Source organism: Methylobacterium sp. AMS5 (assembly GCF_001542815.1).
GTDB lineage: Bacteria > Pseudomonadota > Alphaproteobacteria > Rhizobiales > Beijerinckiaceae > Methylobacterium.
On the sequence record NZ_CP006992.1, the window covers coordinates 1,332,631 to 1,354,857 of the forward strand.

22 protein-coding genes and 1 pseudogene are annotated in these 22,227 nt (G+C 69.3%); 16 read left to right on the forward strand and 7 right to left on the reverse strand.

Annotated elements, in window-relative coordinates:
• Positions 1 to 297: 297 nt before the first annotated feature.
• Positions 298 to 1,068 (reverse strand): anti-sigma factor family protein, encoded by a 771-nt coding sequence (locus tag Y590_RS06050; protein ID WP_060769048.1) that lies wholly within the window; start codon positions 1,066 to 1,068, stop codon positions 298 to 300.
• Positions 1,069 to 1,152: 84 nt separating this feature from the next.
• On the reverse strand, positions 1,153 to 1,716 hold the full coding sequence (locus tag Y590_RS06055; RefSeq protein ID WP_060769049.1) for a sigma-70 family RNA polymerase sigma factor: 564 nt from the start codon (positions 1,714 to 1,716) through the stop codon (positions 1,153 to 1,155).
• 214 nt (positions 1,717 to 1,930) lie between these two features.
• Here Y590_RS06055 and Y590_RS25530 point away from each other — a divergent pair.
• Positions 1,931 to 3,453: pseudogene (locus tag Y590_RS25530) on the forward strand (ISNCY family transposase).
• 260 nt (positions 3,454 to 3,713) lie between these two features.
• Here Y590_RS25530 and Y590_RS06070 read toward each other — a convergent pair.
• Positions 3,714 to 5,018 (reverse strand): L,D-transpeptidase family protein, encoded by a 1,305-nt coding sequence (locus tag Y590_RS06070; protein ID WP_060769051.1) that lies wholly within the window; start codon positions 5,016 to 5,018, stop codon positions 3,714 to 3,716.
• A gap of 284 nt (positions 5,019 to 5,302) precedes the next feature.
• Here Y590_RS06070 and Y590_RS06075 point away from each other — a divergent pair, with 284 nt between their 5' ends.
• The 6 genes from Y590_RS06075 to Y590_RS06100 all read left to right on the forward strand — a co-directional run bounded on the left by Y590_RS06075 (position 5,303) and on the right by Y590_RS06100 (position 10,815).
• Positions 5,303 to 5,716, forward strand: coding sequence for a hypothetical protein (locus Y590_RS06075; protein ID WP_060769052.1), 414 nt, complete (start codon positions 5,303 to 5,305; stop codon positions 5,714 to 5,716).
• 79 nt (positions 5,717 to 5,795) lie between these two features.
• Positions 5,796 to 6,854: a DUF1775 domain-containing protein gene (locus tag Y590_RS06080; RefSeq protein WP_060769053.1), complete on the forward strand. Its 1,059-nt coding sequence runs from the start codon at positions 5,796 to 5,798 to the stop codon at positions 6,852 to 6,854.
• Between the two features lie 110 nt (positions 6,855 to 6,964).
• The gene (locus Y590_RS06085) at positions 6,965 to 7,489 is read left to right on the forward strand and encodes a copper chaperone PCu(A)C (protein WP_060772182.1); all 525 of its coding nucleotides are present in this window, start codon (positions 6,965 to 6,967) and stop codon (positions 7,487 to 7,489) included.
• On the forward strand, positions 7,479 to 8,126 hold the full coding sequence (locus Y590_RS06090; protein ID WP_060769054.1) for an SCO family protein: 648 nt from the start codon (positions 7,479 to 7,481) through the stop codon (positions 8,124 to 8,126). The genes Y590_RS06085 and Y590_RS06090 overlap by 11 nt, the downstream gene beginning before the upstream one ends.
• Before the next feature lie 142 nt (positions 8,127 to 8,268).
• The gene (locus tag Y590_RS06095; protein ID WP_083530783.1) at positions 8,269 to 8,625 is read left to right on the forward strand and encodes a hypothetical protein; all 357 of its coding nucleotides are present in this window, start codon (positions 8,269 to 8,271) and stop codon (positions 8,623 to 8,625) included.
• A gap of 42 nt (positions 8,626 to 8,667) precedes the next feature.
• Positions 8,668 to 10,815 (forward strand): TonB-dependent receptor family protein, encoded by a 2,148-nt coding sequence (locus Y590_RS06100; protein ID WP_060769056.1) that lies wholly within the window; start codon positions 8,668 to 8,670, stop codon positions 10,813 to 10,815.
• Positions 10,816 to 10,902: 87 nt separating this feature from the next.
• Here the strand turns inward: Y590_RS06100 and Y590_RS06105 are convergent, their stop codons facing one another.
• Positions 10,903 to 11,409, reverse strand: coding sequence for a GNAT family N-acetyltransferase (locus Y590_RS06105; RefSeq protein WP_060769057.1), 507 nt, complete (start codon positions 11,407 to 11,409; stop codon positions 10,903 to 10,905).
• Positions 11,410 to 11,574: 165 nt separating this feature from the next.
• On the opposite strand from Y590_RS06105, the gene Y590_RS06110 reads away from it, so the two are divergent.
• Positions 11,575 to 11,817 carry a type II toxin-antitoxin system VapB family antitoxin gene (locus Y590_RS06110; protein ID WP_060769058.1) on the forward strand — a complete coding sequence of 81 codons (243 nt, stop codon included), beginning with the start codon at positions 11,575 to 11,577 and terminating at the stop codon, positions 11,815 to 11,817.
• Complete coding sequence (locus Y590_RS06115) at positions 11,818 to 12,219, forward strand: type II toxin-antitoxin system VapC family toxin (RefSeq protein WP_060769059.1); 402 nt, start codon at positions 11,818 to 11,820, stop codon at positions 12,217 to 12,219.
• A gap of 45 nt (positions 12,220 to 12,264) precedes the next feature.
• Here Y590_RS06115 and Y590_RS06120 read toward each other — a convergent pair whose 3' ends face one another.
• Positions 12,265 to 13,737, reverse strand: a complete 1,473-nt coding sequence (locus tag Y590_RS06120; RefSeq protein ID WP_060769060.1) for a carbohydrate porin — start codon at positions 13,735 to 13,737, stop codon at positions 12,265 to 12,267.
• Positions 13,738 to 13,829: 92 nt separating this feature from the next.
• Positions 13,830 to 14,501, reverse strand: coding sequence for a GntR family transcriptional regulator (locus Y590_RS06125; RefSeq protein WP_083530784.1), 672 nt, complete (start codon positions 14,499 to 14,501; stop codon positions 13,830 to 13,832).
• Between the two features lie 163 nt (positions 14,502 to 14,664).
• Here Y590_RS06125 and dctP point away from each other — a divergent pair, with 163 nt between their 5' ends.
• The 7 genes from dctP to Y590_RS26300 all read left to right on the forward strand — a co-directional run bounded on the left by dctP (position 14,665) and on the right by Y590_RS26300 (position 20,529).
• Complete coding sequence (gene dctP, locus Y590_RS06130) at positions 14,665 to 15,687, forward strand: TRAP transporter substrate-binding protein DctP (RefSeq protein ID WP_060769062.1); 1,023 nt, start codon at positions 14,665 to 14,667, stop codon at positions 15,685 to 15,687.
• Entirely contained in the window at positions 15,684 to 16,418 is a 735-nt protein-coding gene (locus tag Y590_RS06135; RefSeq protein WP_060769063.1) for a TRAP transporter small permease, read from the forward strand. Before dctP ends, Y590_RS06135 begins: the two co-directional genes overlap by 4 nt.
• A complete protein-coding gene (locus tag Y590_RS06140) occupies positions 16,415 to 17,767 on the forward strand; it encodes a TRAP transporter large permease (RefSeq protein WP_060769064.1) in 1,353 nt (450 codons plus the stop codon). The genes Y590_RS06135 and Y590_RS06140 overlap by 4 nt, the downstream gene beginning before the upstream one ends.
• 167 nt (positions 17,768 to 17,934) lie before the next feature.
• Entirely contained in the window at positions 17,935 to 18,132 is a 198-nt protein-coding gene (locus Y590_RS06145; RefSeq protein ID WP_060769065.1) for a NepR family anti-sigma factor, read from the forward strand.
• Between the two features lie 781 nt (positions 18,133 to 18,913).
• A complete protein-coding gene (locus Y590_RS06150; RefSeq protein ID WP_060769066.1) occupies positions 18,914 to 19,147 on the forward strand; it encodes a hypothetical protein in 234 nt (77 codons plus the stop codon).
• Positions 19,148 to 19,214: 67 nt separating this feature from the next.
• Entirely contained in the window at positions 19,215 to 20,261 is a 1,047-nt protein-coding gene (locus Y590_RS06155; RefSeq protein ID WP_060769067.1) for a cysteine synthase A, read from the forward strand.
• 112 nt (positions 20,262 to 20,373) lie between these two features.
• Positions 20,374 to 20,529, forward strand: a complete 156-nt coding sequence (locus tag Y590_RS26300) for a DUF3309 family protein (RefSeq protein ID WP_135297236.1) — start codon at positions 20,374 to 20,376, stop codon at positions 20,527 to 20,529.
• Positions 20,530 to 20,628: 99 nt separating this feature from the next.
• On the opposite strand, the gene Y590_RS06160 is transcribed toward Y590_RS26300, so the two are convergent.
• Positions 20,629 to 22,104, reverse strand: coding sequence for a S1 family serine peptidase (locus Y590_RS06160; protein ID WP_060772183.1), 1,476 nt, complete (start codon positions 22,102 to 22,104; stop codon positions 20,629 to 20,631).
• Between the last annotated feature and the right edge of the window lie 123 nt (positions 22,105 to 22,227).

Sequence of the window (22,227 nt, forward strand, 5' to 3'; positions counted from 1 at the left end):
GCCGACGCCTTGTTTCACGCTGCCGGTCGGGGCTGAAGTTGAGCCGGACGGCTGCGTCTGACCAGAAACCGGCCGGCAGCGCGGGGCAGATCCCTCACGACAGGGACGAGCCCGCCTCATTGCGGTTGCCCAGAGCATCATCCCGAAAGGTGGCTGCCGGCCTTCGGAAAAGGACGATGCTCTAAGCCAAAAGAAAACCGGGTGTTTCGGCCTGGATCGATCCAAGACGAAACACCCGGCGCTTGTTCTAGGGTCGCTCGCCGCCGAGGAGCTCGGCGGTCGCGTTCGGGGAAACCCTTACTTCCGGATCGCGGCAAGGCGGGCGGCCGCGGCGTGTAGGGCCGGGTCGTCGTGCGAGGCGCTCAGCGCGTAGGCCGTGCCTCCGGTCCGCCAATAGGCGGTCGTCCCGTCGCTCGAGCGTGCAACCGGCTCCGTCCCCTCGGACATGGGCGCGCCACTGCTGTGCTTGGCGAACAGGGCGAGTTCGCCGATCTCGGCCGATTGGATCGAGACCTCGATCCCCGTGCCGCTCCGGCTCGGGAAGATCTGTACGTCCCGGACGATCCACCCCTTCGGGAGAGGCGGCAGATCGACACCGGTCGCGGCTTCGAGATCGGCCGGATCGTAGGCCGAGGCCATGGGCTGGCTGGTCGTGCGGGCGCGGATCTGCACGGCCTCGCGGGCCTGCTTCGCTTCCTCGGCCAGGGACGGATCGATCGGCGAGGCGAAGGAGCCGGGAACGCCGAAGCTGCCGCTCTCGGTGTGGGCGAGCCAGCCAGCCCCGACCAGGACCACCACCGCCGCCGCCCGGCGCAGGCGGGAGCGAACCCGCTGCCACGCGAAGGCGCGGTCGATCCGGCGAGCGCTGGAGCGCAGCCGCTCCGGCGGCAGGCTCGGCACCGGCAAGAAGGCTTCGCGCAGGGCGTCGCGGTCGCGCAGGTCGGCCATGACCTGCAAGGCGTCCTGAGGATTGCGCGCGAGATGCGCCTCGACCTCGACCCGACGCATCGGCTCGAGTTCACCATCGACATACGCGATGAGTTCGGTTTCCGTAACCGGATCGATCATCAGCCCACTCCGACTGCCCTGCTTGCCCACCGTCGAACCTCTTCGTTTTCCGGTGTCTTTGTTGTTAACGGCTCAACAGGGTCATCAATTCCCACCGACGACGCGCAGATGTGCACGACCACGGTCGGGACCATCGTCGGAGGAGCCGGCGGTGGTCTTGCCCTTGCGGCCGCCCTCCTCGAAGGCGCGCAGGGCCGCCCGGCCGCGGCCGAGCCGCGACATCAGGGTCCCGATCGGGATTCCGAGCACGGCCGCCGCATCGGCATAAGCCATGCCTTCGAGCGTCACGAGGTGGAGCGCAGCGCGCTGCTCCTCGGGCAGTCCTTCGAACGCCTTGCGGATCTGCATGAGCCGCACCTGCCCCTCTTGGGCCGGCGGTGCCACGTCGTCGGAGAGCTGCACCAGCACATCGGCGTGGCGTGCCTCGACGCGTTTGCGGCGCTGCTCATCGATGAAGACGTTGTGCAGCACCGTCATCATCCAGGTGCGCAGGTTGGTATCCGGCCTCAGGTTCGCGCGCGATTCGAGGGCGCGAACCATGGTATCGTGGACGAGGTCATCCGCTTTCAGCGAATCCCGCGTGAGCGACCGGGCGTAGCGCCGCAAGGGCACCAGCAGGTCGACGATTTCGGAGCGTTTCGAGCGCATTCTGTCGGCCACCATAATCCGTTGACGGCTGGCCCACGCCTTTAATCCGGCGCCTCGTTCTTTTTTTCTAGGACGGCAAAGCCGGCTGTCTGGTGTTTGACGTTATGGGGGCGCCTGCTGGAGGCGCGCGATGTCCCGAACCGAGTGTCGGACGGCGGATCGTGAACGGGTCTTGGCTCCGGTCCGCCAGCTCTGCCCGATCTGCGGCCGGGCGATGCGGATCCGTTACGAGAATCGTCGCACGATGGTGACGCTGACCGGCACGGTGCGCCTGCGTCTGAAGATCCGTCGCTGCGAGGCTGCGGATTGCGTCCGCTTCCACAAGCCCTACCGCCCGGAGGCCGAAGGCGCGCTCGCCCTGCCGCACCACGAGTTCGGCCTCGACGTCGTGGCCCTGGTGGGCGCCCTGCGCCACCGCGAGCATCGCTCGGTGCCGGAAATCCACGCGATCCTGCGCGGGCGCGGGGTCGCCATCGCCGAACGCAGCGTGACCAACCTGCTCGACCGCTACGACGAGGTCGTGGCCACCCAACTCGCAGACCCCGCTCACCTGCGCCGACACTTGGCCGGGCAGGATCGGATGATCCGGGCGCTCGACGGCCTGCAGCCGGATGTCGGGCACGAGGTGCTCTGGGTGCTGCGCGACTGCCTCTCCGGCACGGTGCTCCTGGCCCGCAGCCTGCTGTCGGGCACGGCCGAGGATCTGGCCGTCCTGCTGCGTGAGGTCATCGCGGCGGTCGGTGTGCCGGTGGTAGGGGTGATCAGCGACGGTCAGCAGTCCGTCCGCAAGGCGGTGGCCCTGGTCCTGCCGGGCGTGCCTCATCAACTCTGCCACTTCCATTTCCTGCGTGAAGCCGCCCTGCCGATCTTCGAGGCCGACCGGCACGCCAAGAAGGAGTTGAAGAAGGGCGTGCGCGGCGTACGCCCGATCGAGCGGGGGGTGGAGGGGCGCACGGATAGGGAGGCGGATCTGGTGCGCGGCTATGCGAGCGCGATCCGCAGCGCGATCACCGACGACGGTCGCGCCCCGCTCGACGCGGCGGGCCTGCGCTTGAAGGACCGCTTGGAGAAGGTGGCCGGAAGCTTGGAACGGGTGCGCTCAAAAGGGGGGCCGAGGCGCAGGGCTCGCGCCCGCTCGGGCGGCTCCAGCAGTTGATCGAGCGGGCGCTCGCCGGCACGGCCGCCCTCTGGCCGGCGATCAGCCGAGGCTTCGTCTTCGTACACGCGGGCGCCCGCCTCCTGACCAACCCCGCCGGTGAGCCGGGGGCCAAGGTCCGGCGGCGCTTCGACGGCTTGCTGGGGGCGATGCGGCGCCACCGGGATCGGGTGAAAGGGCTGGGTCCCGCCCTCGACCACTTCGCCAAGGTCGCGCGCAGCTATCGACCGGGACTGTTCCACGCCGCCGACGGGGCGGACCTGCCACGCACCAACAATGCCCTGGAGCAACTGTTCGGTTCCCAGCGCTACCACGAGCGGCGGGCCACCGGACGCAAGACCGCCTCGCCCGGCGCGGTGCTGCGGGGCGCCGTGCGGCTCGTGGCCGGCATTCACTCCCGAACTCGGGCACCATCCGGACGCGACCTCTGCCGGGTCGATCCAGAGAAATGGCGAGCCCTACGCCGATCCCTCGACATCCGCAGGCAGGCGCGCACTCAACGCACCCGCTTCCGCCGCGATCCCGACGCCTATCTCAAGGCCCTCGAACAACACGCGCAACAGCAGACTTTGCCGTCCTAGTTTTTTTCGAAAAAATTCGCGCGCTCCGGAAGCCGGACGCTCGTCACGACACGCGGCCCTGCGGCGAGAGGGCCGCGCGCGGGTTCAAGCGCCCTGAAAACGCGAACAGCCCGGGCGGATACGAGATCCGGCCCGGGCTGTTCGTATTACCCCAGCAGATGGTTCGAACGAGCCGGCGCTTGGTGTCTCTCACGAAACCCCCGCCGCGCTGTCATCGCCAGAACCAGAACGGTCAGAGACCGGGCGTTTTGTGAGGCACTCTAGTTCTCCTCGTCGCCCGGCTCGTACACTTCGGGCCGGGTCGAGGCGGCGCTGGCGACCGGCGTCGGCGCCTCGATGGTGGAGGGCACGTTCACGCCGTCGCGCTTGTAGATGTCGTCGCGGAACTGCACCGTGCCGTCCGGGGTCGCCCAGGCGGTGATGTAGGTCCAGTAGACCGGCACGGGCTGGGTCAGCGTCGCATCGATGCGCTGGCCGCTCTCCACCGCCTGCTCGACATGGGCACGGTCCCAGCCGGGCGTGTCCTTCAGCAGCCATGTGATGTACTCGCGCACGTTCTGCACGCGCACGCAGCCCGAGGAGATGAAGCGGAAGTCGTCGCCGAACACGCCGCGGGAATTGGTGTCGTGCATGAACACGCCGTGCGCGTTCGGAATGTTGATGCGCACCACGCCCATGGAGTTGAAGTCGGCACCGGAATCCTGACGGTAGGTGTAGCGGGTGCCCTCGTCCGAGTTCCAGTTCACGGAGCGCGGCGAGATCTCCTGCCCCCCCGAGAGGATGCGGATCTTGTTGTCCGTGAGGTAGTTCGGATCCTTCTGCATCTTCGGGATCAGATCCTTCCTCACGATCGAGGCCGGGACCGTCCAGGTCGGGTTGAAATTGATCTGCGTCGCCTTGGTGTTCATGATCGGCGATTGGCGGTCGATCTTGCCGACGCCCGCGGCGTGCAGCGTCACGACCTGGCCGTTCTCCACCGTCTGCACCAGGGCGGCGGGGATGTTGGTGATGACGAAGCGCCGGCCGAGATCGCCCGAATAGGAGCGCAGGCGGATCACGTTGGTCTCGAGCTGGCGCAGGCGCACCTCGGCGGGCACGTTCATCGCCGCCTGGGTCGCCGGGCTCATCTGGCCGGTCTGCGACAGGCCGTGCCGGGCCTGGAAACGCTTCACGCCGGCCGCGACGTAGGAATCGTAGACGCCCGCACCGCCGGCCGTGGCATCGAGGTCGCCGGTGACGATCAGGCGCTGGCGCACCGCCGCCACCGCCGGTCCGCGGGAGCCGACGCGCAGGCCGGCCGCGCCGGTCACGTTCTGCCAGCCGCCACGGGAGACGATGGCGCGGTACTTCTCGGCCATCGCCTCGGTCGCCGCGATGGTGTCGGGCGAGAGGATCGGCGTCGAGGAGCGATGCACCTGCATGGTGGTCGGCGAGGAATAGTCCTGCGCCCACTCGGCCTGGGCGAACCCGCCCTCGCGGGCGAGCGCCGGGCCGGCGAGCACCGTCGCCGCCACGAGGGCGGCAGCGAGGGGGCGGAAGTGGGGGTGGCGCGCGCTCTGCAGCATCGATCCGGGCTCTGGATAAAGGTGCGGTCGGTGGATCCGGCCGGGAGTCATGGCTCAAACGCGAGGCGTCAAAGAACCAAGTCTCGGCCAAGTCCTCGTGCCGCGGTTGTCGCGGTCTCGTGGTTAAGAAGCCATGCCGTTCCGGGCTACATTATGGCGTCCGCGTGTGAGGGCGCACGCAGAGCGTCCAGGGATGCTCTCGGGGAGGCCTCGCCGGGGCGCGGCGGCATGGCGCCGGCCCGGCCTCTACCGGAGCGGCACGAAGCGGCGTAAGGCTCGTGTCCATGCCGAGCCCACGCCGCGACCGGACCGGAGGAGCGCCGCGCGTCCTGCGCGGGCTGACCGCCGTGGCCGCCCTCTACGCGCTGGTGCTCCAGGCCCTGCTCGGCAGCATTGCCGCCCTTCCCGTCACGGGCGCCCCCGCCTTCCTGTGTCAGCCGATCGCGCAACAGATCGCGGACGGAACCGTCTCCGCCGAGGCGGCGACGGACGGGCTCCCGGCCCCGGATTCACACCACGCCGGCTGCTGCACCGCCGCGCATCACGCGCCCGCCGCCACGCTCCCGCCTCACCTCTCCGCCGAGGCCGCGCGGCCCGAGCGGGACGCCGCCCGTGCCGACTGGTTTCGCGCGCCACACCGGACGGCCCGTCCGCCACCCTTCACCCTCGCCCACGCCCGAGCCCCGCCGGCTGCCTGACCCGCCCGATCCAAACGATCCGTCGCCGAGCGATCCCTCGCCAAGCGATCCTTCGATGTCAGACAACCGGAACCGTCCCATGCCCCGCTTCTGCCTCAGCGCCCCTCTTCGCGCCGCCCTGCCGCTCGTCCTGATCGGCTCAAGCGCTGTTTCTTGCGCCGTCTTCGGCCTCGTCTCGCCCGCCTCGGCCCATGCCGTGCTGGAGCGCAAGGAGGCCGTGCCCAACGCCGCCTATCGCGGCGTCGTCCAGATCATGCACGGCTGCGACGGCCGGCCGACCACTCGCATCAGCGTCACCATCCCCGAGGGCGTGACCGGGGCCAAGCCGATGCCGAAGCCCGGCTGGACGATCGAAACCGTCAAGTCGGCCTATGCCCGGTCCTACCCGTCCTTCCACGGACAGGTCTCGGAGGGCGTCACGAAAATCACCTGGAGCGGCGGCAGCCTGCCGGACGAGCAGATCGACGAGTTCACCTTCTTCGCCCGGATTTCCGACGCCTTCGCGCCGGGCGCCACGATCTACTTCCCCGTCGAGCAGGACTGCACCGAGGGCAGCTACCGCTGGAGCGATGTTCCGGCCGAGAACGGGAGCGCGCAGGCCCTGAAGGCACCGGCTCCGGCGGTGCGGGTCATCGCCGCGCAGGGAACGGCGACCCAAGCCACGGCAACGGCGGCGCCGGCTGCCCCCGCCGCGAAGGCCGGAGCGATCGCGATCGAGGCGCCCTGGCTGCGGGCGACGCCGGGGGGCGCGAAGGTCGCCGGCGGCTACGTGACGCTGCGCAACACCGGCCCCGGGCCCGACCGGCTGACGGGCGCCGCGATCCCCCTGGCGGGCCGCGCCGAGATCCACTCGATGACGACGGAGGGCGGCGTGATGAAGATGGCCCCCGTCGAGGGCGGCCTCGCCCTCGCTCCCGGGGCTGGCGTCGTGCTCAAGCCCGGCGGCTACCACCTGATGTTCCTCGATCTGAAGGACGGGGTGAAGGCGGGCGAGACCGTCGCGGGCACGCTGACCTTCGAGCGGGCCGGAACGGTGCCGGTGACCTTCACCGTGGCACCGATCGGCGCGCAAGGACCCGACAGGCAAGGACCCGGCGCCGCCGCGCCCGAGGCCGACGGCCACAAGCACCACCACTGACCGGCGACACCGCCGCGCGGGCCAGAGCCGCGATGGAGAACCGCCGCGCGGGGCTCGAGGCCCGAACTCCGCGCGCCATCCCCTTTCCCGCTCCGAACGGACACACGACCATGCGCCTTCACGCTTTCCCGGCCGCCCTCCTTGCTCTCGGCTTTGCCGCGGCCAGCCCGGCCCACGCCCATGACTACAAGGCCGGCCCGCTCAAGGTCGGCCATCCCTGGTCACGGGCGACGCCCGGCGGCGCGCGGGTCGCGGCCGGCTACCTCACGGTCACGAATACCGGCACCGAGCCCGACCGGCTCACCGGCGGCGCGATCGAGACGGCCGGGCGCGGGGAGTTGCACACGATGTCGATGGAGGGCGGCGTGATGAAGATGGCGCCGCTCGCCGACGGCCTGGCGATCCCGCCCGGCCAGACGGTGACGCTCGCCCCCAGCGGCCATCACCTGATGTTCCTCGACCTGAAGGCGTCGCTGAAGAAGGGCGAGCGGGTGAAGGGGACGCTGCGCTTCGAGCGGGCCGGGACCGTTCCGGTCGAGTTCGCCGTGGAGAGTCTGGCCGCCAAGGCCCCCGAGACACGGTCCGAGAAGGGGCCCGCGGCGCACGATCACGGGGGACACGACCATGGCCACTGAACCCGGGCCCGGGCCCCGGACGGCCCCTCCCGCCTCGCAGCGGGGAGGCACGCTGATCCTCGTCGCCTTCGCGCTCGCCCTCGTCGGCATCGTGGCGGCGACGGTCGCCTTCCTGCCGCGGGGGGACAGGCCCTCTGCCCTGTCGGTGGTCGGCGGCCCGTTCCGGCTCGAATCCTCGAAGGGGGGCGCCGTCGATTCGCAGGCGCTGAAGGGCAAGCCCTTCCTCGTCTTCTTCGGCTTCACCCAGTGCCCGAACGTCTGCCCGACGACGCTGGCCGACCTCGGCACCCTGCTCGACGCATTCGGGGCGCAGGGCGGCGACATCCAGGCCTACTACATCACCCTCGACCCTGAGCGGGACACGCAGGCGGTGATGCGCGACTACATGGCCTCGTTCACCGACCGGATCACGGGATTGACCGGCACGCCGCAGCAGATCGAGCGGGTGGCGCGCGACTACCGCGCCTATGTGAAGCGGGTGCCGCTGCCGGGGGGCGACTACACCCTGGAGCATACGCTGATGGTCTACATGATGGACCGCGACGGCGGCTTTGCCGGACCGCTCGACCTGAACGCGGGGCACGCCCTCGCCCTCAAGCAATTGCGAAAACTGGTTTCCGACGGCCGCAGCACCTGACCGTTTCGGCCCGCGGGTGCCGTTCCTCCCTTCCGCGGCCGACCGCATCAGAAAACAGCGTTCTCCGAAACCGGCCTGCGTTGACGTTCGGGCAAGCTTGGCCATAGCTGGCGCCATGCGAGGGCGCTTGCCGGGATGGTCCGTGTGCCGCGCGGTCATCGCCGTGGCCGCGCTCTACGCGCTTGCCCTGCAGGTCGTCCTCGGCGGAGCCTCGCTCGCCGGAAGCCTCGGCCCGCAGAACGGTCTCGTCCACATCCTCTGCGCCCCCGATGCCGGGGAGTCCGACGGCCCCCTGAAGTCGCATCCGGGCCACGGGCACCTGCCCTGCTGCCAGGCCGCGCACGCCCTGCCGAGCCTGGACGTTCCGGAGCCCGCCCACGCCATCGTGGCGTGGCCGCGGGAGCGGACCGCCCCGATCGCATGGCGGCCCGAGATCGTCGCCCTCCCTCGTGCGCCGCCCGGCACACGCCCGAGCGCACGCGCCCCGCCCGTCGCCTGATCGATCGCCTCTCCCGATCCTTCAGACAACGGACGTTTCCTCATGCCTTTCCGTCACCGGGCCGTGCCGCGTGCCGCCCTGCCCTCGACCCTGCTCGTCTCCGGCCTCGTCCTGTCCGCCCCCGTCCTTGCGCAGGCGCCTCCGGAGCGCGCGACGCTTTCGGAAATCAGCGTCTCCGCTTCGCCCGCCACCGGGCTCCCCGCCGGACCGGCCGAGACCGCCGGCTCGCTCACCGTGCCGAGCGTGGCCGCGCAGCGGGCGGCGGTGAACGCCACCGTCGGCTCGGTCGCCTTCGTCGATGCGGCGACGTTCCAGGACCGCTACGCCAACACCGTGCGCGACGTGCTGAAGGACGTGCCCGGCGTGTACGTGCAGGAGCGCTACGGCCAGGAGATGCGCCTCTCGATCCGCGGCTCCGGCATCGCCCGCGGCTTCCATGTCCGCGGCATCGAGCTGCTGCAGGACGGCATCCCGCTCAACCTCGCCGACGGCAGCGGCGACTTCTATCAGATCGATCCGCTGAGCCTGCGCTCGGTCGAGGTCTACAAGGGCGGCAATGCGCTCACCTTCGGCGCGACGACGCTCGGCGGCGCGGTGAACTTCGTGACGCCGACCGCCCACACGGCGCTCGCGCCCAATATTCTGCGGATCGACGGCGGCAGCTTCAACACGATCCGCGAGCATTTCCAGATCTCGCGGATCTCGGGGCCGGCCGATGTCCTGATCTCGGGCACCGCGACCCATTCCGACGGATTCCGCGATCACGAGACCCAGCGCACCCGCAACGTGAACGCCAATTTCGGCTACCGCCTCGCGCCGGGCGTCGAGACGCGGTTCTTCCTCGGTTTCTATGACACCGACCAGAAGCTGCCCGGCTCGCTCTCGCTGTTCAACGCGCTGAACAATCCACGCCTCGCCAACCCGGCGGCAATCACCGGCAACCAATCGCGAAAGGTCACGACGGAGCGGATCGCCAACCGCACCTCGTTCGAGCTGGAAGTCGGGCGCCTCGACCTCGATTCCTGGGCGATTCACAAGAACCTCTATCACCCGATCTTCCAAGTGATCGACCAGGACGGCTGGACCTACGGCGTCGCGCCGCGCTGGGCCGGCACCTTCGATCTCGGCGGCTTCCGCAACGACCTGATCCTCGGGCTGCGGGCCTTCGCCGGCATCAACGAGGCGCGGCAGTTCGTGAACGTGGCGGGGTTCCGCGGCGCTCAGACGCTCAATGCCCGCCAGAGCGCCTCGAACTACGAGGCCTATGCCGAGAACCGGTTCTGGTTCCGGCCCGACATGGCGCTGATGACCGGCGCCAAGCTGTTCTCCTCGAACCGCACCTTCAGCGACAAGGGCGGCCTACCGGCCAACCCCGCCGCGCGCTTTGCCAACGTCACCTACGAGGGCATCAACCCGAAGCTCGGCCTGCTATGGCAGCCGCTGCCGGACATTCAGGTGTTTGCCGACATCACCCGCTCGCGCGACGTGCCGGACTTCTCCGACCTCGCGCAGATGAACCTGCTCGGCACCACCTTCGTGCCGCTCGAGGCCCAGCGCGCCTGGACCTACGAGGCGGGCTCGCGCGGCCGGATCGACCGCCTCGCCTGGGACGTGACGCTCTACCGGGCGGAAGTCCGCGACGCGCTGATCAACTTCACGCCCAATCCCGGCCTGAACATCCCGGCGGCGACCTTCAACGCCCCGCGCACCCGCCACCAGGGCGTCGAGGCCGCCGTGACCCTCGACCTCGCCACCGACCTCACCGGCATCGGCGACCGGCTCAGCCTGACGCAGATCTGGACCCATAACGACTTCCGCTTCGTCGGCGACCCGGTCTTCGGCAACAACCGCATCGCCGGTGTGCCGGTGAACGTCCTGCGCACGGTGCTGGGCTACCGGCATCCGAGCGGCTTCCATCTCGCCCCCACCCTCGACTGGGTGCCCCAGGGCGCCTTCGCCGACCACGCCAACACCCTCAAGGTGCCGGGCTATGCTCTCCTCGGCCTCCAGACCGGCATCGACTTTGCCAACGGCGTCTCGCTGTTCATGGATGCCCGCAATCTGACGGACGAACGCTACGTCTCCGACATTTCGGTGGTGACCAACGCCGCGACCGTGGCCGGCGGGCCGGTGGCGTTCTTTCCGGGCAACGGCCGCAGCGTGTTCGGAGGCGTGCGGGCCTCGTTCTGAGGGCTCGGGCCCCTCAACCGACGCCGGCTCATGGCCGACGTCGGTTGAGGGTGTGAAGCGAAGGGCTGCCCCTGTCCTTGAATGGTCTCACCACGTCCGCGCCATCATGAGCATATCCTCCGGCTTGCCGCGGATATTGAGAGCTTTGGACTTCCGACCTTCCCGCTGGAAACCCAATTGTTCGTAGAGATGGATAGCGGGCGCATTCCACGGAGCAACTTCAGCCTCGATGCGACAGAACCCCTCCCAATCCGATGTGCGGGCTATCGACGTTTCAACGAGCTTCCGACCGATCCCCTGATTGCGTCGATCTTTCAGGACCGACATGCCGAATCGAGCAGCGTGGCACGTTTCTCTTGAGCTTCCTGTCCAGAAATCCAGGAGACCCACAACGTCATCGCCATCGAGGGCCAGCAAGATAAAGCTGCGATTTGAAACGGCAGCGCGATTGATAAACTCGATGCCCTCTTCGACACCCGGAGGAGACCGGTGTGTGATGGTATCGGGCGCTTCGATCGATAGCGCTCGCATGAATGCCACCATGTCAGCAGCGTCACTTTTCATTGCGGTGCGCACGCGGATCATTGTCAGCATCAAGGCCTTTCATGCAAAGGATTGAGCTTCGTTCTGCTGAGGCGTTGCCGAAGTGATCGAGGAAGGTGAATAAATCCTACAGGGTGCTTCCAGACACGGCGCCCTTTTGTATCGACGCATCGCGTGCATAGGTACATACGCGCACTGCATCTGCGGAGGGCCGCCATGCTTAGCATCAGGGATGAGGAAGTCCGGACCCTCGCTGAAACCGTCATGAAGAAATCCGGCGCGCCCAACCTCACCGCCGCGATCAAGCTTGCCTTGCAGCATGAGATCAAGCGCGCCGACGAGGCTCTCCCCCTGATCGAGCGTGTGGCTGCGATCCGCGCGGCGGCGCTGGCGAAGGCCGATCGGGCGCCCGCTCCGCCTCTGAGCGAGGACGAACGCGACGCCTTGTGGTTGCGCTGAATGTTCGTCGACACCTCGGCCGTCGTCGCCATTCTGGCCGGTGAGCCCGAGGCATCCGCCTTCGCTGCCTGTATCGAGGCGGCCGAACGCCGGGAAACCGGGCCGCATGTCCGCCTTGAGGCGGTGATCAACTTGGCGCGCATCCTCGGCCTTCCGGTCGCGGCGGCCCAGGAAATGTATGACGCCTTCCTAGAGGCGGCCGGAATCACCGTCGTCTCGATTAATGATGCCGTCGCCCGCCGGGCGGTGGCGGCCTTCGACACCTACGGCAAGGGCCGGGGCCACCCGGCGCAGCTCAATTTCGCCGACTGCCTCTCCTACGCCTGCGCCGCCACCGGCCGCGTTCCGATGCTCTTCAAGGGTCGGGACTTCCTCCACACGGACTTAGAAATCGCATCGTAGGGTGCCGGCCCAATGGGGCCTTCCGAGCCTCGAAGGCCCGTCCCCTCAATACTGAACCGTCGCGCGAAGCCCCAGCACGGCGGCGTTGCGCACGCGACGGCCTTCCGGGTCGCGCGGGTTGGCGATGCCGCCGCCGGGATGCAGGATCAGTTGCGCGTCCGGCTGGACGGTGAAGCCCGGCACCACCACCGCCTGATAGGTCGCCTCAATCACCGTCTCGGCCCGCCGCCGCGGCATCGGCATGCCGGTCAGGACGATGGTGTCGATATCGGACCGGCGCGCGTCGTCGGAGAGGCGGGCATGCGCCAGGCTGAGGCCCACCGTGTCGTCGTCGCGGCCGGGCAACAGGCCCTTATAGGCGAGGCCGGTGTCGAGATAGGCGGAGACGAGGCTGGAACGGGTCGGCGACCACGCCGCCCGCACGAAGAAGCCGAGGCCTTCGTCGTCCTTGCCGGTTTCCCGGTAGAGCGTCTGGTCCCAGATCGCGTAGATCCCGGCATTGCCGCGCAGGCGCCGGCCGATGCCGGTGGAGTTCGGGTCGGCGAGCGGCAGGCCGGTCTGATCGAAGCGCAAGCTCTCGAAGCGCCCGAAATGCTGCCAGCCCCCGAGGGTGATGTCGCCGGGCAGTTCCTTCGAACCTTCCTGCGTGTTGAAGGCGTAGGTCGCCTCGGCCACGACGAGGGCGGGGTCGCGGGTGCGGAAATTGGTACCGGTGCGGTCGAGGCGCTGCCCCTCGGGGTCGTCGCCGGGGCGGCTGGCCCCGGCCGGGTCGCCGTCGTAGAGCCCGGCCTGGAGCGAGAAGCCGTTGCCCGGCACGTATTTGGCCCGGATCGCAGGCGCGGCGAGCGGGTAGGCCGGGCCGCCGCTCGGCAGGTCGAGCCCGGTGATCGCCGGCCAGCCGAAGGTCGAATTCACGAACAGGGTCGCGGTCTGGCTGACGAAGAACTCGGTGTCGGCCGCCTGCTGGCCGACCCGGATGCCGAGCTTCCCGTCGAAGAGCTGCTGGTCGAGCCACAGCACGTAGAGGCGGGAGGCCGGCAGCGCCTCGATCACGCTCGCCGGGATCAGGTTGCCGACGTAGTAGCGCGACAGGCCGGTGCCGTGGATGAAGTAGGCGTTGGCGTGCATCGTGGCGCCGTCCCAGCCGGCGAGCCGCTGCAGGTCGATATTGAGCCGCAGGTTCAGCCGGTCCTCGACGATCGCCCCCTGGCGAATGCCGCCGACGGGATTGCCGAGCGTCTCGGCGATGTAGGTGAGGCTGTACTCGATGCCCCGCTCCTTCAGCAGGAGCCGCAGGCCGAACGGGTCGCCGAGCGGTCCGAGGGAGGGTTCGATCGAGCGCACGTAGCCGCCCGAGGCCTGGCTCGTCGATTCCGGCTGGGACACCGAGATCCGCGGATCGCCGCCCGCGCCCTCGTAGACCGGCCGTCCGGTGGGCTGCGCCAGGGCGGGCGATCCGGCGAGGGTCGTCAGAGCGAGCGCGACGGGAAGGGCGCCTGGAATGGGGCGGCGGGACACTGAGAACCTCCACGGCGAGCCGCGAAGCTTGAGCTTACGGACTCCGCGCCGCCCCCACCAGAGCACCAGAAGCGTGCGGCCCCTCGGCGTGCTCACGCCGCGCTGTGATCCAGCGCCCGCAGGTTCGCCACCAGCTCCGAAAACCCGTCGCCCTGAATCAGGACGTGGCGGCGGAGCTGATCGGCCGCCGCGGCGCCGTCGCTGGCGAGGATCGCGGCGACGACCGCCTCGTGCTCGGCCAGCGACTGCGCCATCCGGTGGCGGGCGCGCAGCTGCAGCCGCCGGTAGGGTGAGAGGCGGCGGTGCAGTGCCAGCGCCTGCCCGCACAGGAAATCGTTGCGGCAGGCACGGTAGATCACCGTGTGGAAGACGTAGTTCTCACCGTAATAGGCTTCCGGATCGCCCGCGGCGGCCGCCCGTGCGCAGGATGCGAGGGCGCCCGTCAACTCCGCCTCGAGCTCCGGGGTGAGGCGGCGCGCGGCGAGCCGGCCGCAGGCCGCCTCCAGCTCCGCCATCGTCTCGAACATCTCCAGGAGATGCCCCGGTTCGGGCGCGCTCACCACCATGCCGCGGCGCGGCTTGGTCTCGACGAGCCCGGTCGCGGCCAGTTGCAGCAGCGCCTCGCGGATCGGCGTGCGCGAGACGCCGAAGCGCTCGGCGAGCTGCGTCTCGTCGAGACGCGCGCCGAGGGCGAGGCGCCCCTCGACGATCTCGTCCTCGATCGTCTGCCTGAGGCGCTGGGTCTGGTTCATCGGTCGAGTCATCGGCGATTTCCTGCCGATCCATATTCAAGGGCGTTGACAAAATATGCAAGATGACGCGATCTTGCATTAAATGCTGCGCTGAAACGTATATTGTGCGCTGCACAAAAGTCCGCGTGAACGGACGAGCAGAATTCCGCGAAAGCGGTATTGGGAAGGAAACGCCATGACGCTGAACCGCCGCCACCTGCTCGCGGCCGGGCTTGCCGCGCCTGCCCTGCTGAAGCTCGGAACCGGTCCGGCCCGGGCCGCGACGACCCTCAAGCTCTCGCACCAGTTCCCCGGCGGCTCGATCGACGAGGGCGACTTCCGCGACCGGATGTGCCGGAAATTCGCGGCTGCCATCAAGGAGCGCTCGAAGGGCGCGATGGAGGTGCAGGTCTATCCCGGCTCCTCCTTGATGAAGACCAACGCCCAGTTCAGCGCCATGCGCAAAGGGGCGCTCGACCTCTCGCTCTATCCCTCGCCCTACGCGGGCGGCGAGGTGCCGGAGATGAATATCGGCCTGATGCCGGCGCTGGTCTCCTCCTACGCCCAGGCGCTCGCCTGGAAGGACGCGCCCGTCGGCCGCAAGCTCACCGAGATCCTGGAGGCCAAGGGCATCGTGCTGGTGTCCTGGGTCTGGCAGGCCGGCGGCATCGCCAGCCGCGAGCGCCCCCTGCTGACGCCCGACGACGCCAAGGGCATGAAGGTCCGCGGCGGCTCGCGCGAGATGGACCTGATGATGAAGCAGGCCGGCGCGGCCACGCTCTCGCTGCCGTCGAACGAGTCCTATGCCGCGATGCAGACCGGCGCCTGCGACGCGGTGCTGACTTCTTCCACCAGCCTGATCTCGTTCCGCCTGGAGGAGATCTCGAAGGCCCTGACCTCCGGCCGCGAGCGCTCCTACTGGTTCATGCTGGAGCCGATCATGATGTCGAAGATCGTGTTCTCCGGTCTGCCCAAGGACCAGCAGGATCTCGTTATGGCGGTCGGCGCCGAGCTCGAGAGCTTCGGCCAGGAGGGCGCCAAGGCCGACGACACCCGTGTCGAGGAAGTGTTCGGCAAGGCCGGCGCCAAGGTGGTGCAGCTCGACGAGGTCAATCTCGGCAAGTGGCGCGACATCGCCCGCGACACCGCCTGGAAGGACTTTGCCAACAAGAACGCGAGCTGCGCCGAGCTGCTCAAGCTGGCGGAGAAGGTCGGATGAGCCACGCCTTCGACGCGGCCTCGGCCGCCTCCGAGACGAAACGCGCCGAGGAGCCGCGGATTCCGGGCCTGCTCGGCGTGTTCGAGCGGACCACGCGCCGGCTCAACCACCTCATCCTGGTCTGCGGCGGGCTGGCGCTCGTCGCCGCCTGCCTCGTGCTCAGCTACTCCGTCCTGACCCGCTACGTCTTCCACGAGCCGACCGAGTGGCAGGACGAGACCGCCGTCTTCCTCATTGTCGGCGCGACCTTCCTCTCGGCGGCGGGCGTCCAGGCCAAGCGCGGCCACGTCGCCATCGAGGCGCTGACCGGCCTGCTGTCGCCGGGCGTCAACCGGGTACGCCTGATCTTCGTCGACATCGTCAGCCTCGCCTTCGTGACCTTCTTCGCCTGGAAGAGCTGGAGCCTGTTCCACGAGGCCTGGGAGGACGGCCAGATCTCGCAATCGACCTGGGGGCCGCCGCTCTGGATTCCCTACCTGCTGATGGCCGCGGGCATGAGCCTGCTCGCCGTCCAGTTCGTCCTGCAGATCACGGAGGCCGTCCTCTACGGCCCGCGCGCCGCCGGCTGGGCCAAGCCGAAGATCGGCATCGGGGCGGACGTGAACCGCGACATGCGCGGCCGCCCGGATCTGACGCCCGAGGGGCCGGACCCCCTGGAGAGTACGATCACACCGACCACACCGACAGCGGCCCCGGTTCGGCCGGTCACGACGAAGGGAGGCAAGGCATGAGCACCGCCGCGATCGGCTTCCTCTATGCCGGGGCGACGCTGGGGGCGATGCTCTCGGGCATCCCCATCGCCTTCGCGCTGGGCTTCGTGGCCCTGGCCTTCATGTACGTGTTCATGCCCGCCGCCTCGCTCGATACGGTGGCGCAGAACGTCTACGAGGAGATGGCCTCGATCACGCTGCTCTCGATCCCGCTCTTCATCCTGAAGGGCGCAGCGATCGGACGGAGCAAGGCGGGCCAGGATCTCTACTCGGCGATGCATGCCTGGATGCACCGCATCCCCGGGGGCCTCGGCATCGCCAACGTGTTCGCCTGCGCGCTGTTTGCGGCGATGGCCGGCTCCTCGCCCGCCACCTGCTCGGCGATCGGCTCGGCGGGCATTCCGGAGATGCGCCGCCGCGGCTACTCGCCGGGCTTCGCCGCCGGGATCATCGCCGCGGGCGGCACGCTCGGCATCCTGCTGCCGCCCTCGATCACCATGATCCTCTACGCGGTGGCCGCCGAGCAATCGCTCGGGCGCCTGTTCCTGGCCGGCATCGGCCCGGGCTTCCTGCTGGTCGCGCTGTTTGCCAGCTGGTCGGTGTTCCGCTTCCGCTCCGAATTCGCGGCGGCCAAGCTCGCCTACGAGCGGACGGGCGCGCAGCATCCGATCCTCAAGGAGGACAGCTACAGCATGCGCGAGCGCTTCTCGACGCTGCCGCGGGTGCTGCCCTTCGTGGTGCTGCTCACCGGCGTCATGGTCGCGCTCTACGGCGGCTACGCCACGCCTTCCGAGACCGCCGGCCTCGGCGGCCTGCTGGCGCTGGCGCTGATCGCGGTGATCTACGGCGTGTGGCGCTTCCGCGATCTCGACCCGATCCTCACGGCGACGCTGCGGGAATCGACCATGCTGATGCTGATCATCGGCATGTCGCTCCTCTACGCCTACGTGATGAGCTACCTCCACATCAGCCAAGCGGCGGCCCAGGCCATCGTCGCGATGCAGCTCTCGCCCTGGCTCCTGCTCGCGACCATCCTGGCGCTCGTCATCGCGCTCGGCTTCTTCCTGCCGCCGGTCTCGATCATCCTGATGACGGCGCCGATCATCCTGCCGCCGCTCAAGGATGCCGGGTTCGACCTCGTCTGGTTCGGCGTGGTGATGACGATCACCATGGAGATGGGCCTGATCCACCCGCCGGTGGGCCTCAACATCTTCGTCATCAAGAACATCGCCCCCGACATCCCGCTCAAGGACATCATCTGGGGCACCCTGCCCTTCGTGATCCTGATGGGTGTCGCCATCGTCCTGCTCTGCCTCGTGCCGGGCATCGCCCTCTGGCTGCCGGACCTGCTCCTGCCGACGACCCGGTAAGAACGGCGACCGCACGTGGACCGATGGTTTCGAGGAAGAAGAACCCTCCGTGCCCCGGCACGGAGGGTTAATCGCTTCTTGGTCGCCTCAGTAAAACTCGCCTTAACTTTCGAGCGCGCAGGATCGCCGCCTCACAGCCGCTTCCGGCACCGGACGGGAGACGATCCGTGACGAAGCCCATCGACGACACGAAACGCGCAGAGGATGCCGCGGCCGCGCCGCCGCTGAGCCCGAGCGTGCGCCGCCATCTCGGCAAGAACCTGCGCAGCCACTATGCCGACAGCCTCACCGAGCCCGTCGGCGAGCGCCTCGAAGCGCTCATCGGCCGCCTGGACACACTGCAGGACCGGGCGCCGCGCGACTGACGCTCTCGAAAACGGTCCCGGCAAGCCGAAAACCCCGGCCGCGACGGAGCGACCGGGGTTCTTGAAGGATGCGGTGCGGGTTTGCGCGGGAGCGCGGCGCTCAAAAGCGCCTCACGAGACGCCCGGCCGCCGACCGTGTGCTGTCGCCCACGACGGCATGGCGGGGGTCGTCTCGGGAGGCCCTCAGTCGAGGGCGACGGCGACCAGGGAAAACAGGCCCGCCAGCAGCAGGTTGCAGGCGATGAGGGCGACGACCGTCATGGATTGGATTCGCGACTGAGAGAAAACGGGGCAGGCATCGAAGGCGGCGGATCGAACAGCCGCGAGAGAAGCGTCTAGCGGAAGAAGCTTGACGGAGTGCTCATCCCGCCTGATTGCGGCGCCGAAGCGGCTCGGTTCGCCAAAACCGGTGCAGGAACATCACAGTTCTTGACCGGCGGCCACATTGCACCGTCGCGCTTGAACCGGACCTGAACCGAAAGCGCGGGACGGTCGCTCGAAGGGCTCGCGCCGGATGGTCGGGGGTTTCGCTCCGCGTGCAGATCCTCGGAAGCGAAACTCTGAAAGGCAGGCCTTGCGCGGCGCTCTTTTGCAGCGCGAGGCCGATGAACGCGGCGTCAAGAGCGGCTCGCAGGCGCGGCATGATCGGCTTCCATGCCGCCCCCGGCGCTTCGGAGCGATGAAGGCCGACACGCTGTTTTTGGGTTCACCTCGCCAATATTGCTAAGATTTGGTTAACCGATTAGGCTGGCATCGTCCCGTTTCGAGACAGGAGCCGGCCATGATCTCCCTGAACGAGACCTTCCTTACGGCAGCCGGCCTTTTTGGGCTCGGCGCATCCGCGGCATCGGCCGGAAACCCGGCGGAGCCGCAGGACTTCCGGGATTTTGACCGGAGCGATACCGCGTCCGATGGCGAGGGAAGAACGCTGTCGCAGGACGCCGCCGAGGCGGATGATCCCTTCTTTACTGCGGTCGCCGACGCCTTGCGGGAGGCGGGCTACCTGGATTCCTGAAAATCGGTTGGTTAAGCCTGCCTGATCCGCCGCCCCGCGCGGGCGCTCAGGAAGGCCGCCGCACCGCATGTCCGCATCCTCCGCCGTCTCGCCCGACGTGCTCGCCGCCATCGGCGGCACGCCCCTGATCCGGCTGCGCCGCGCTTCCGAAGAGACCGGCTGCACCATCCTCGGCAAGGCCGAATTCCTCAATCCCGGCCTCTCGGTGAAGGACCGGGCGGCGCTCTCGATCGTGCGGGATGCCGAGGCGCGCGGTCTGATCCGGCCCGGCGGCACCATCGTCGAGGGCACCGCGGGCAATACCGGAATCGGGCTGGCGCTGGTGGCCTCGGTGCGCGGCTACCGCACCGTGATCGTGATCCCCGAGACGCAATCGGCGGAGAAGAAGGAGACGCTGCGGCTCGCCGGCGCCCGGCTGGTCGAGGTGCCCGCCGTGCCCTTCGCCAACCCGAACAACTACGTCCACGCCGCCCGCCGCCTCGCCGAGCGGCTGGCGGAAACGGAAGAGGCCGGCGCCTTCTTCGCCGACCAGTTCGACAACACCGCCAACCGCCGCGCCCATATCGAGGCGACCGGCCCCGAAATCTTCGCGCAGACCGGCGGCGCGGTCGATGGCTTCGTCTGCGCGGCGGGCACCGGCGGCACGCTGGCGGGCGTGGCCGAGGCGCTGCGGGCGGCCAAGCCCGGCGTGAAGATCGCCCTGTCCGACCCCGAGGGCTCGGCGCTGCACGCCTATTACAGCACCGGCACGCTCAAGGCCGAAGGCTCCTCGATCACCGAGGGCATCGGCCAGGGCCGGGTGACGAAGAACCTCGAAGGCTTCACGCCCGATCACGCGTTCCGGATTCCGGACGCGGAAGCGCTCGGCATCGTCTTCGCCCTGATGCGCGAGGAGGGCCTGTCGCTCGGCGGATCGTCCGGCATCAACATCGCGGGCGCGATCCGGCTCGCCCGCGAACTCGGGCCCGGCCACACCATCGTGACGATCCTCTGCGACGGGGCGGCGCGCTACGCCTCGAAGCTGTTCAACCCCGCCTTTCTGCGCGAGCGCGGCCTGCCGATTCCCGCCTGGCTTGCAGAGACCGGAGGCGCTCTGCCGGACTGGCGGGCCTGAGGCCCGACGACCTCCGGATAAGACCCGAGCCGGCTGAACGAAATCGCCGGCAGAAGCGTTGCTGTTGGCGCTCAGGCAAAGGGGTCTGGGCGGACCAAAGAGGCTTCCGCCGATGACCATCACCACCATCCTCCTGATCCTGCTGATCCTGCTGCTGTTCGGCGGCGGCAACTTCTACGGCGGCGGTCGCTTCCGCGGCCCCGGCTTCGGCCTCGGCGGCCTGCTGATCATCATCCTGATCGTGCTGCTGCTGACGAACCGGGTCTAAGAGTGCCTCGCAAAACTCCCGGTCTCCGACCGTTCCCATTCTGGCGATGACAGCGCGGCGGGAGTTTTGTGAGAGACACCATAAGCCCGGCAGCACCCCTCACCGGGCGCAGGTGATGGCAACGACGGTGTCGAGAACGGGCGCCGCCGCCCCGCCCAGCGTGGTCGCGGCGCCCTTCGCAGTCTCCCTCGCCACGTCCTTGCCCGCTCCGGCGGGCAGGCCGCTCTCGCTCAGGAAGGCGGCGACGGCCTTCCCCGGTACGACGGCATAGCGGGTGGGCGGCATCACCCCGGCGATCAGGCGGGGCACGGTGGGAAAGCGGGCGACGAGTCCGACGAGCCGGCCCGACCGGTCGAGCACCGGCGCACCACCGGCGCCGGGCTGGAGCGGGGCATAAACGCCTTCGACGGCAGCGGTGGCGGGGGCGACGCTCGGGCGGCCCTTCGCCTGGGCGCCGAGCACGAGCAGGGCTTCGCCCTCGCTCACCGGCTCTGCGCGGAGCGGCGGCGGCGCGCCACCCGCGAGCCCTTCGGCGGACAGAAGCGCGAGGCTGCCCGCCGCATCGCGCCGCTCGATCCGGGCCGCCGCACCGCCGACGCGCGGCGCGGCGCACGCTTCAAGGGCAGAGGTTACCGTCAGCACCCGCCCGCCGCCCAGCAGCAGGCCGGTCGCGGCAGGGCGCGCCTCGGCCGGCATGCCGGGCAGCGGCGGTGCTGCGGGCGCGGCCGCCATGCCGGAGGCGGGCGCGCGAGGGACCGGGCCGGTGGCCGTCGTCGGAGCGGTGGGAGCCGGCGCGTCCTCGGGAAACGGTGAAAAATTGTTGGCCACCGCGATGACGAGACGATCGACCGTGTCCGCCAGCGCCCTGTCGTAGCCGAGGGTGAAGCCGCGGATGCCCTGGGGGCCTTCGGCGTAGCGGATGTAGGAGCGCCCGCCCGCGGTCTCGGCGGTGATGACGATGAAGTCCGGCTTCTTCAGCTTGTAGGTGACCTTGCGGCCGGGCATCGCGGCGATGGCGCGCTCGAACAGGGCGTCGAGGCTGGTCTCCCCTTGCGGGAACGACTTGGTATCGAGGGTCACCCGCCCGTCGGTGCTCTGCCAGCGGGTGCCGCCGGGGATCGCGGTCTTTCTCGGCAGCAGCGCCTCCGGCACGCCGACCACCACGCCGCTCGCCGGATCGGGCTGGACCTTGAAGCGCGACGCCCGCCGAGCCTCCTCCGCCTCGCGCTTGAGCGCCGCGCGCTCCGGCGGCGCGAGCAGGCCGGTCGGCGCGGCGCCCGTGCGAGTCTGGTAGGTCTGGATGCCCTCGAAGCTGCGTTTGCCGAAGGCCCCGGTCGTCACGCCGTTATAGTCGCCGGTCCAGACCAGGGCATCTTGCAGGCCCCGCCGCTCCGCCTCGGGCAGTGCCTCGAAAGCCGCCCGCGCCGCCTCGAAGGCGGGATCGGGTGCGGGCGGGGCCGGGGCAGCGGGCCTCGGTCGGGCCGGCGCGGCCGGTGGGAGGGGCCCCTGCGCGAGCGCCCCCGTGACAAGTCCGGCGGCAAGCAGGGCCGGCAGGCCGGCGCGAAAAGCTTTCATCCGTCCCGTCATCACCACCGCTCGATTCGACCTGCGGGCGATGATGACAGCGAGGGCGTGCCCCCCACAAGCCGCGGCGCACCGCCGTCATGCGGGATCGTGATCGCGCCAAGGGGGCCGCAT

What these genes read in the sequence shown, in the direction of transcription:
- Y590_RS06050 (WP_060769048.1), bottom strand. Translation starts at nt 1,068, where the DNA reads ATGATCGATCCGGTTACGGAAACCGAACTCATCGCGTATGTCGATGGT.
- Y590_RS06055 (WP_060769049.1), bottom strand. Translation starts at nt 1,716, where the DNA reads ATGCGCTCGAAACGCTCCGAAATCGTCGACCTGCTGGTGCCCTTGCGG.
- Y590_RS06070 (WP_060769051.1), bottom strand. Translation starts at nt 5,018, where the DNA reads ATGCTGCAGAGCGCGCGCCACCCCCACTTCCGCCCCCTCGCTGCCGCC.
- Y590_RS06075 (WP_060769052.1), top strand. Translation starts at nt 5,303, where the DNA reads ATGCCGAGCCCACGCCGCGACCGGACCGGAGGAGCGCCGCGCGTCCTG.
- Y590_RS06080 (WP_060769053.1), top strand. Translation starts at nt 5,796, where the DNA reads ATGCCCCGCTTCTGCCTCAGCGCCCCTCTTCGCGCCGCCCTGCCGCTC.
- Y590_RS06085 (WP_060772182.1), top strand. Translation starts at nt 6,965, where the DNA reads ATGCGCCTTCACGCTTTCCCGGCCGCCCTCCTTGCTCTCGGCTTTGCC.
- Y590_RS06090 (WP_060769054.1), top strand. Translation starts at nt 7,479, where the DNA reads ATGGCCACTGAACCCGGGCCCGGGCCCCGGACGGCCCCTCCCGCCTCG.
- Y590_RS06100 (WP_060769056.1), top strand. Translation starts at nt 8,668, where the DNA reads ATGCCTTTCCGTCACCGGGCCGTGCCGCGTGCCGCCCTGCCCTCGACC.
- Y590_RS06105 (WP_060769057.1), bottom strand. Translation starts at nt 11,409, where the DNA reads ATGCTGACAATGATCCGCGTGCGCACCGCAATGAAAAGTGACGCTGCT.
- Y590_RS06110 (WP_060769058.1), top strand. Translation starts at nt 11,575, where the DNA reads ATGCTTAGCATCAGGGATGAGGAAGTCCGGACCCTCGCTGAAACCGTC.
- Y590_RS06115 (WP_060769059.1), top strand. Translation starts at nt 11,818, where the DNA reads ATGTTCGTCGACACCTCGGCCGTCGTCGCCATTCTGGCCGGTGAGCCC.
- Y590_RS06125 (WP_083530784.1), bottom strand. Translation starts at nt 14,501, where the DNA reads ATGACTCGACCGATGAACCAGACCCAGCGCCTCAGGCAGACGATCGAG.
- dctP (WP_060769062.1), top strand. Translation starts at nt 14,665, where the DNA reads ATGACGCTGAACCGCCGCCACCTGCTCGCGGCCGGGCTTGCCGCGCCT.
- Y590_RS06135 (WP_060769063.1), top strand. Translation starts at nt 15,684, where the DNA reads ATGAGCCACGCCTTCGACGCGGCCTCGGCCGCCTCCGAGACGAAACGC.
- Y590_RS06140 (WP_060769064.1), top strand. Translation starts at nt 16,415, where the DNA reads ATGAGCACCGCCGCGATCGGCTTCCTCTATGCCGGGGCGACGCTGGGG.
- Y590_RS06150 (WP_060769066.1), top strand. Translation starts at nt 18,914, where the DNA reads ATGATCTCCCTGAACGAGACCTTCCTTACGGCAGCCGGCCTTTTTGGG.
- Y590_RS06155 (WP_060769067.1), top strand. Translation starts at nt 19,215, where the DNA reads ATGTCCGCATCCTCCGCCGTCTCGCCCGACGTGCTCGCCGCCATCGGC.
- Y590_RS26300 (WP_135297236.1), top strand. Translation starts at nt 20,374, where the DNA reads ATGACCATCACCACCATCCTCCTGATCCTGCTGATCCTGCTGCTGTTC.
- Y590_RS06160 (WP_060772183.1), bottom strand. Translation starts at nt 22,104, where the DNA reads ATGAAAGCTTTTCGCGCCGGCCTGCCGGCCCTGCTTGCCGCCGGACTT.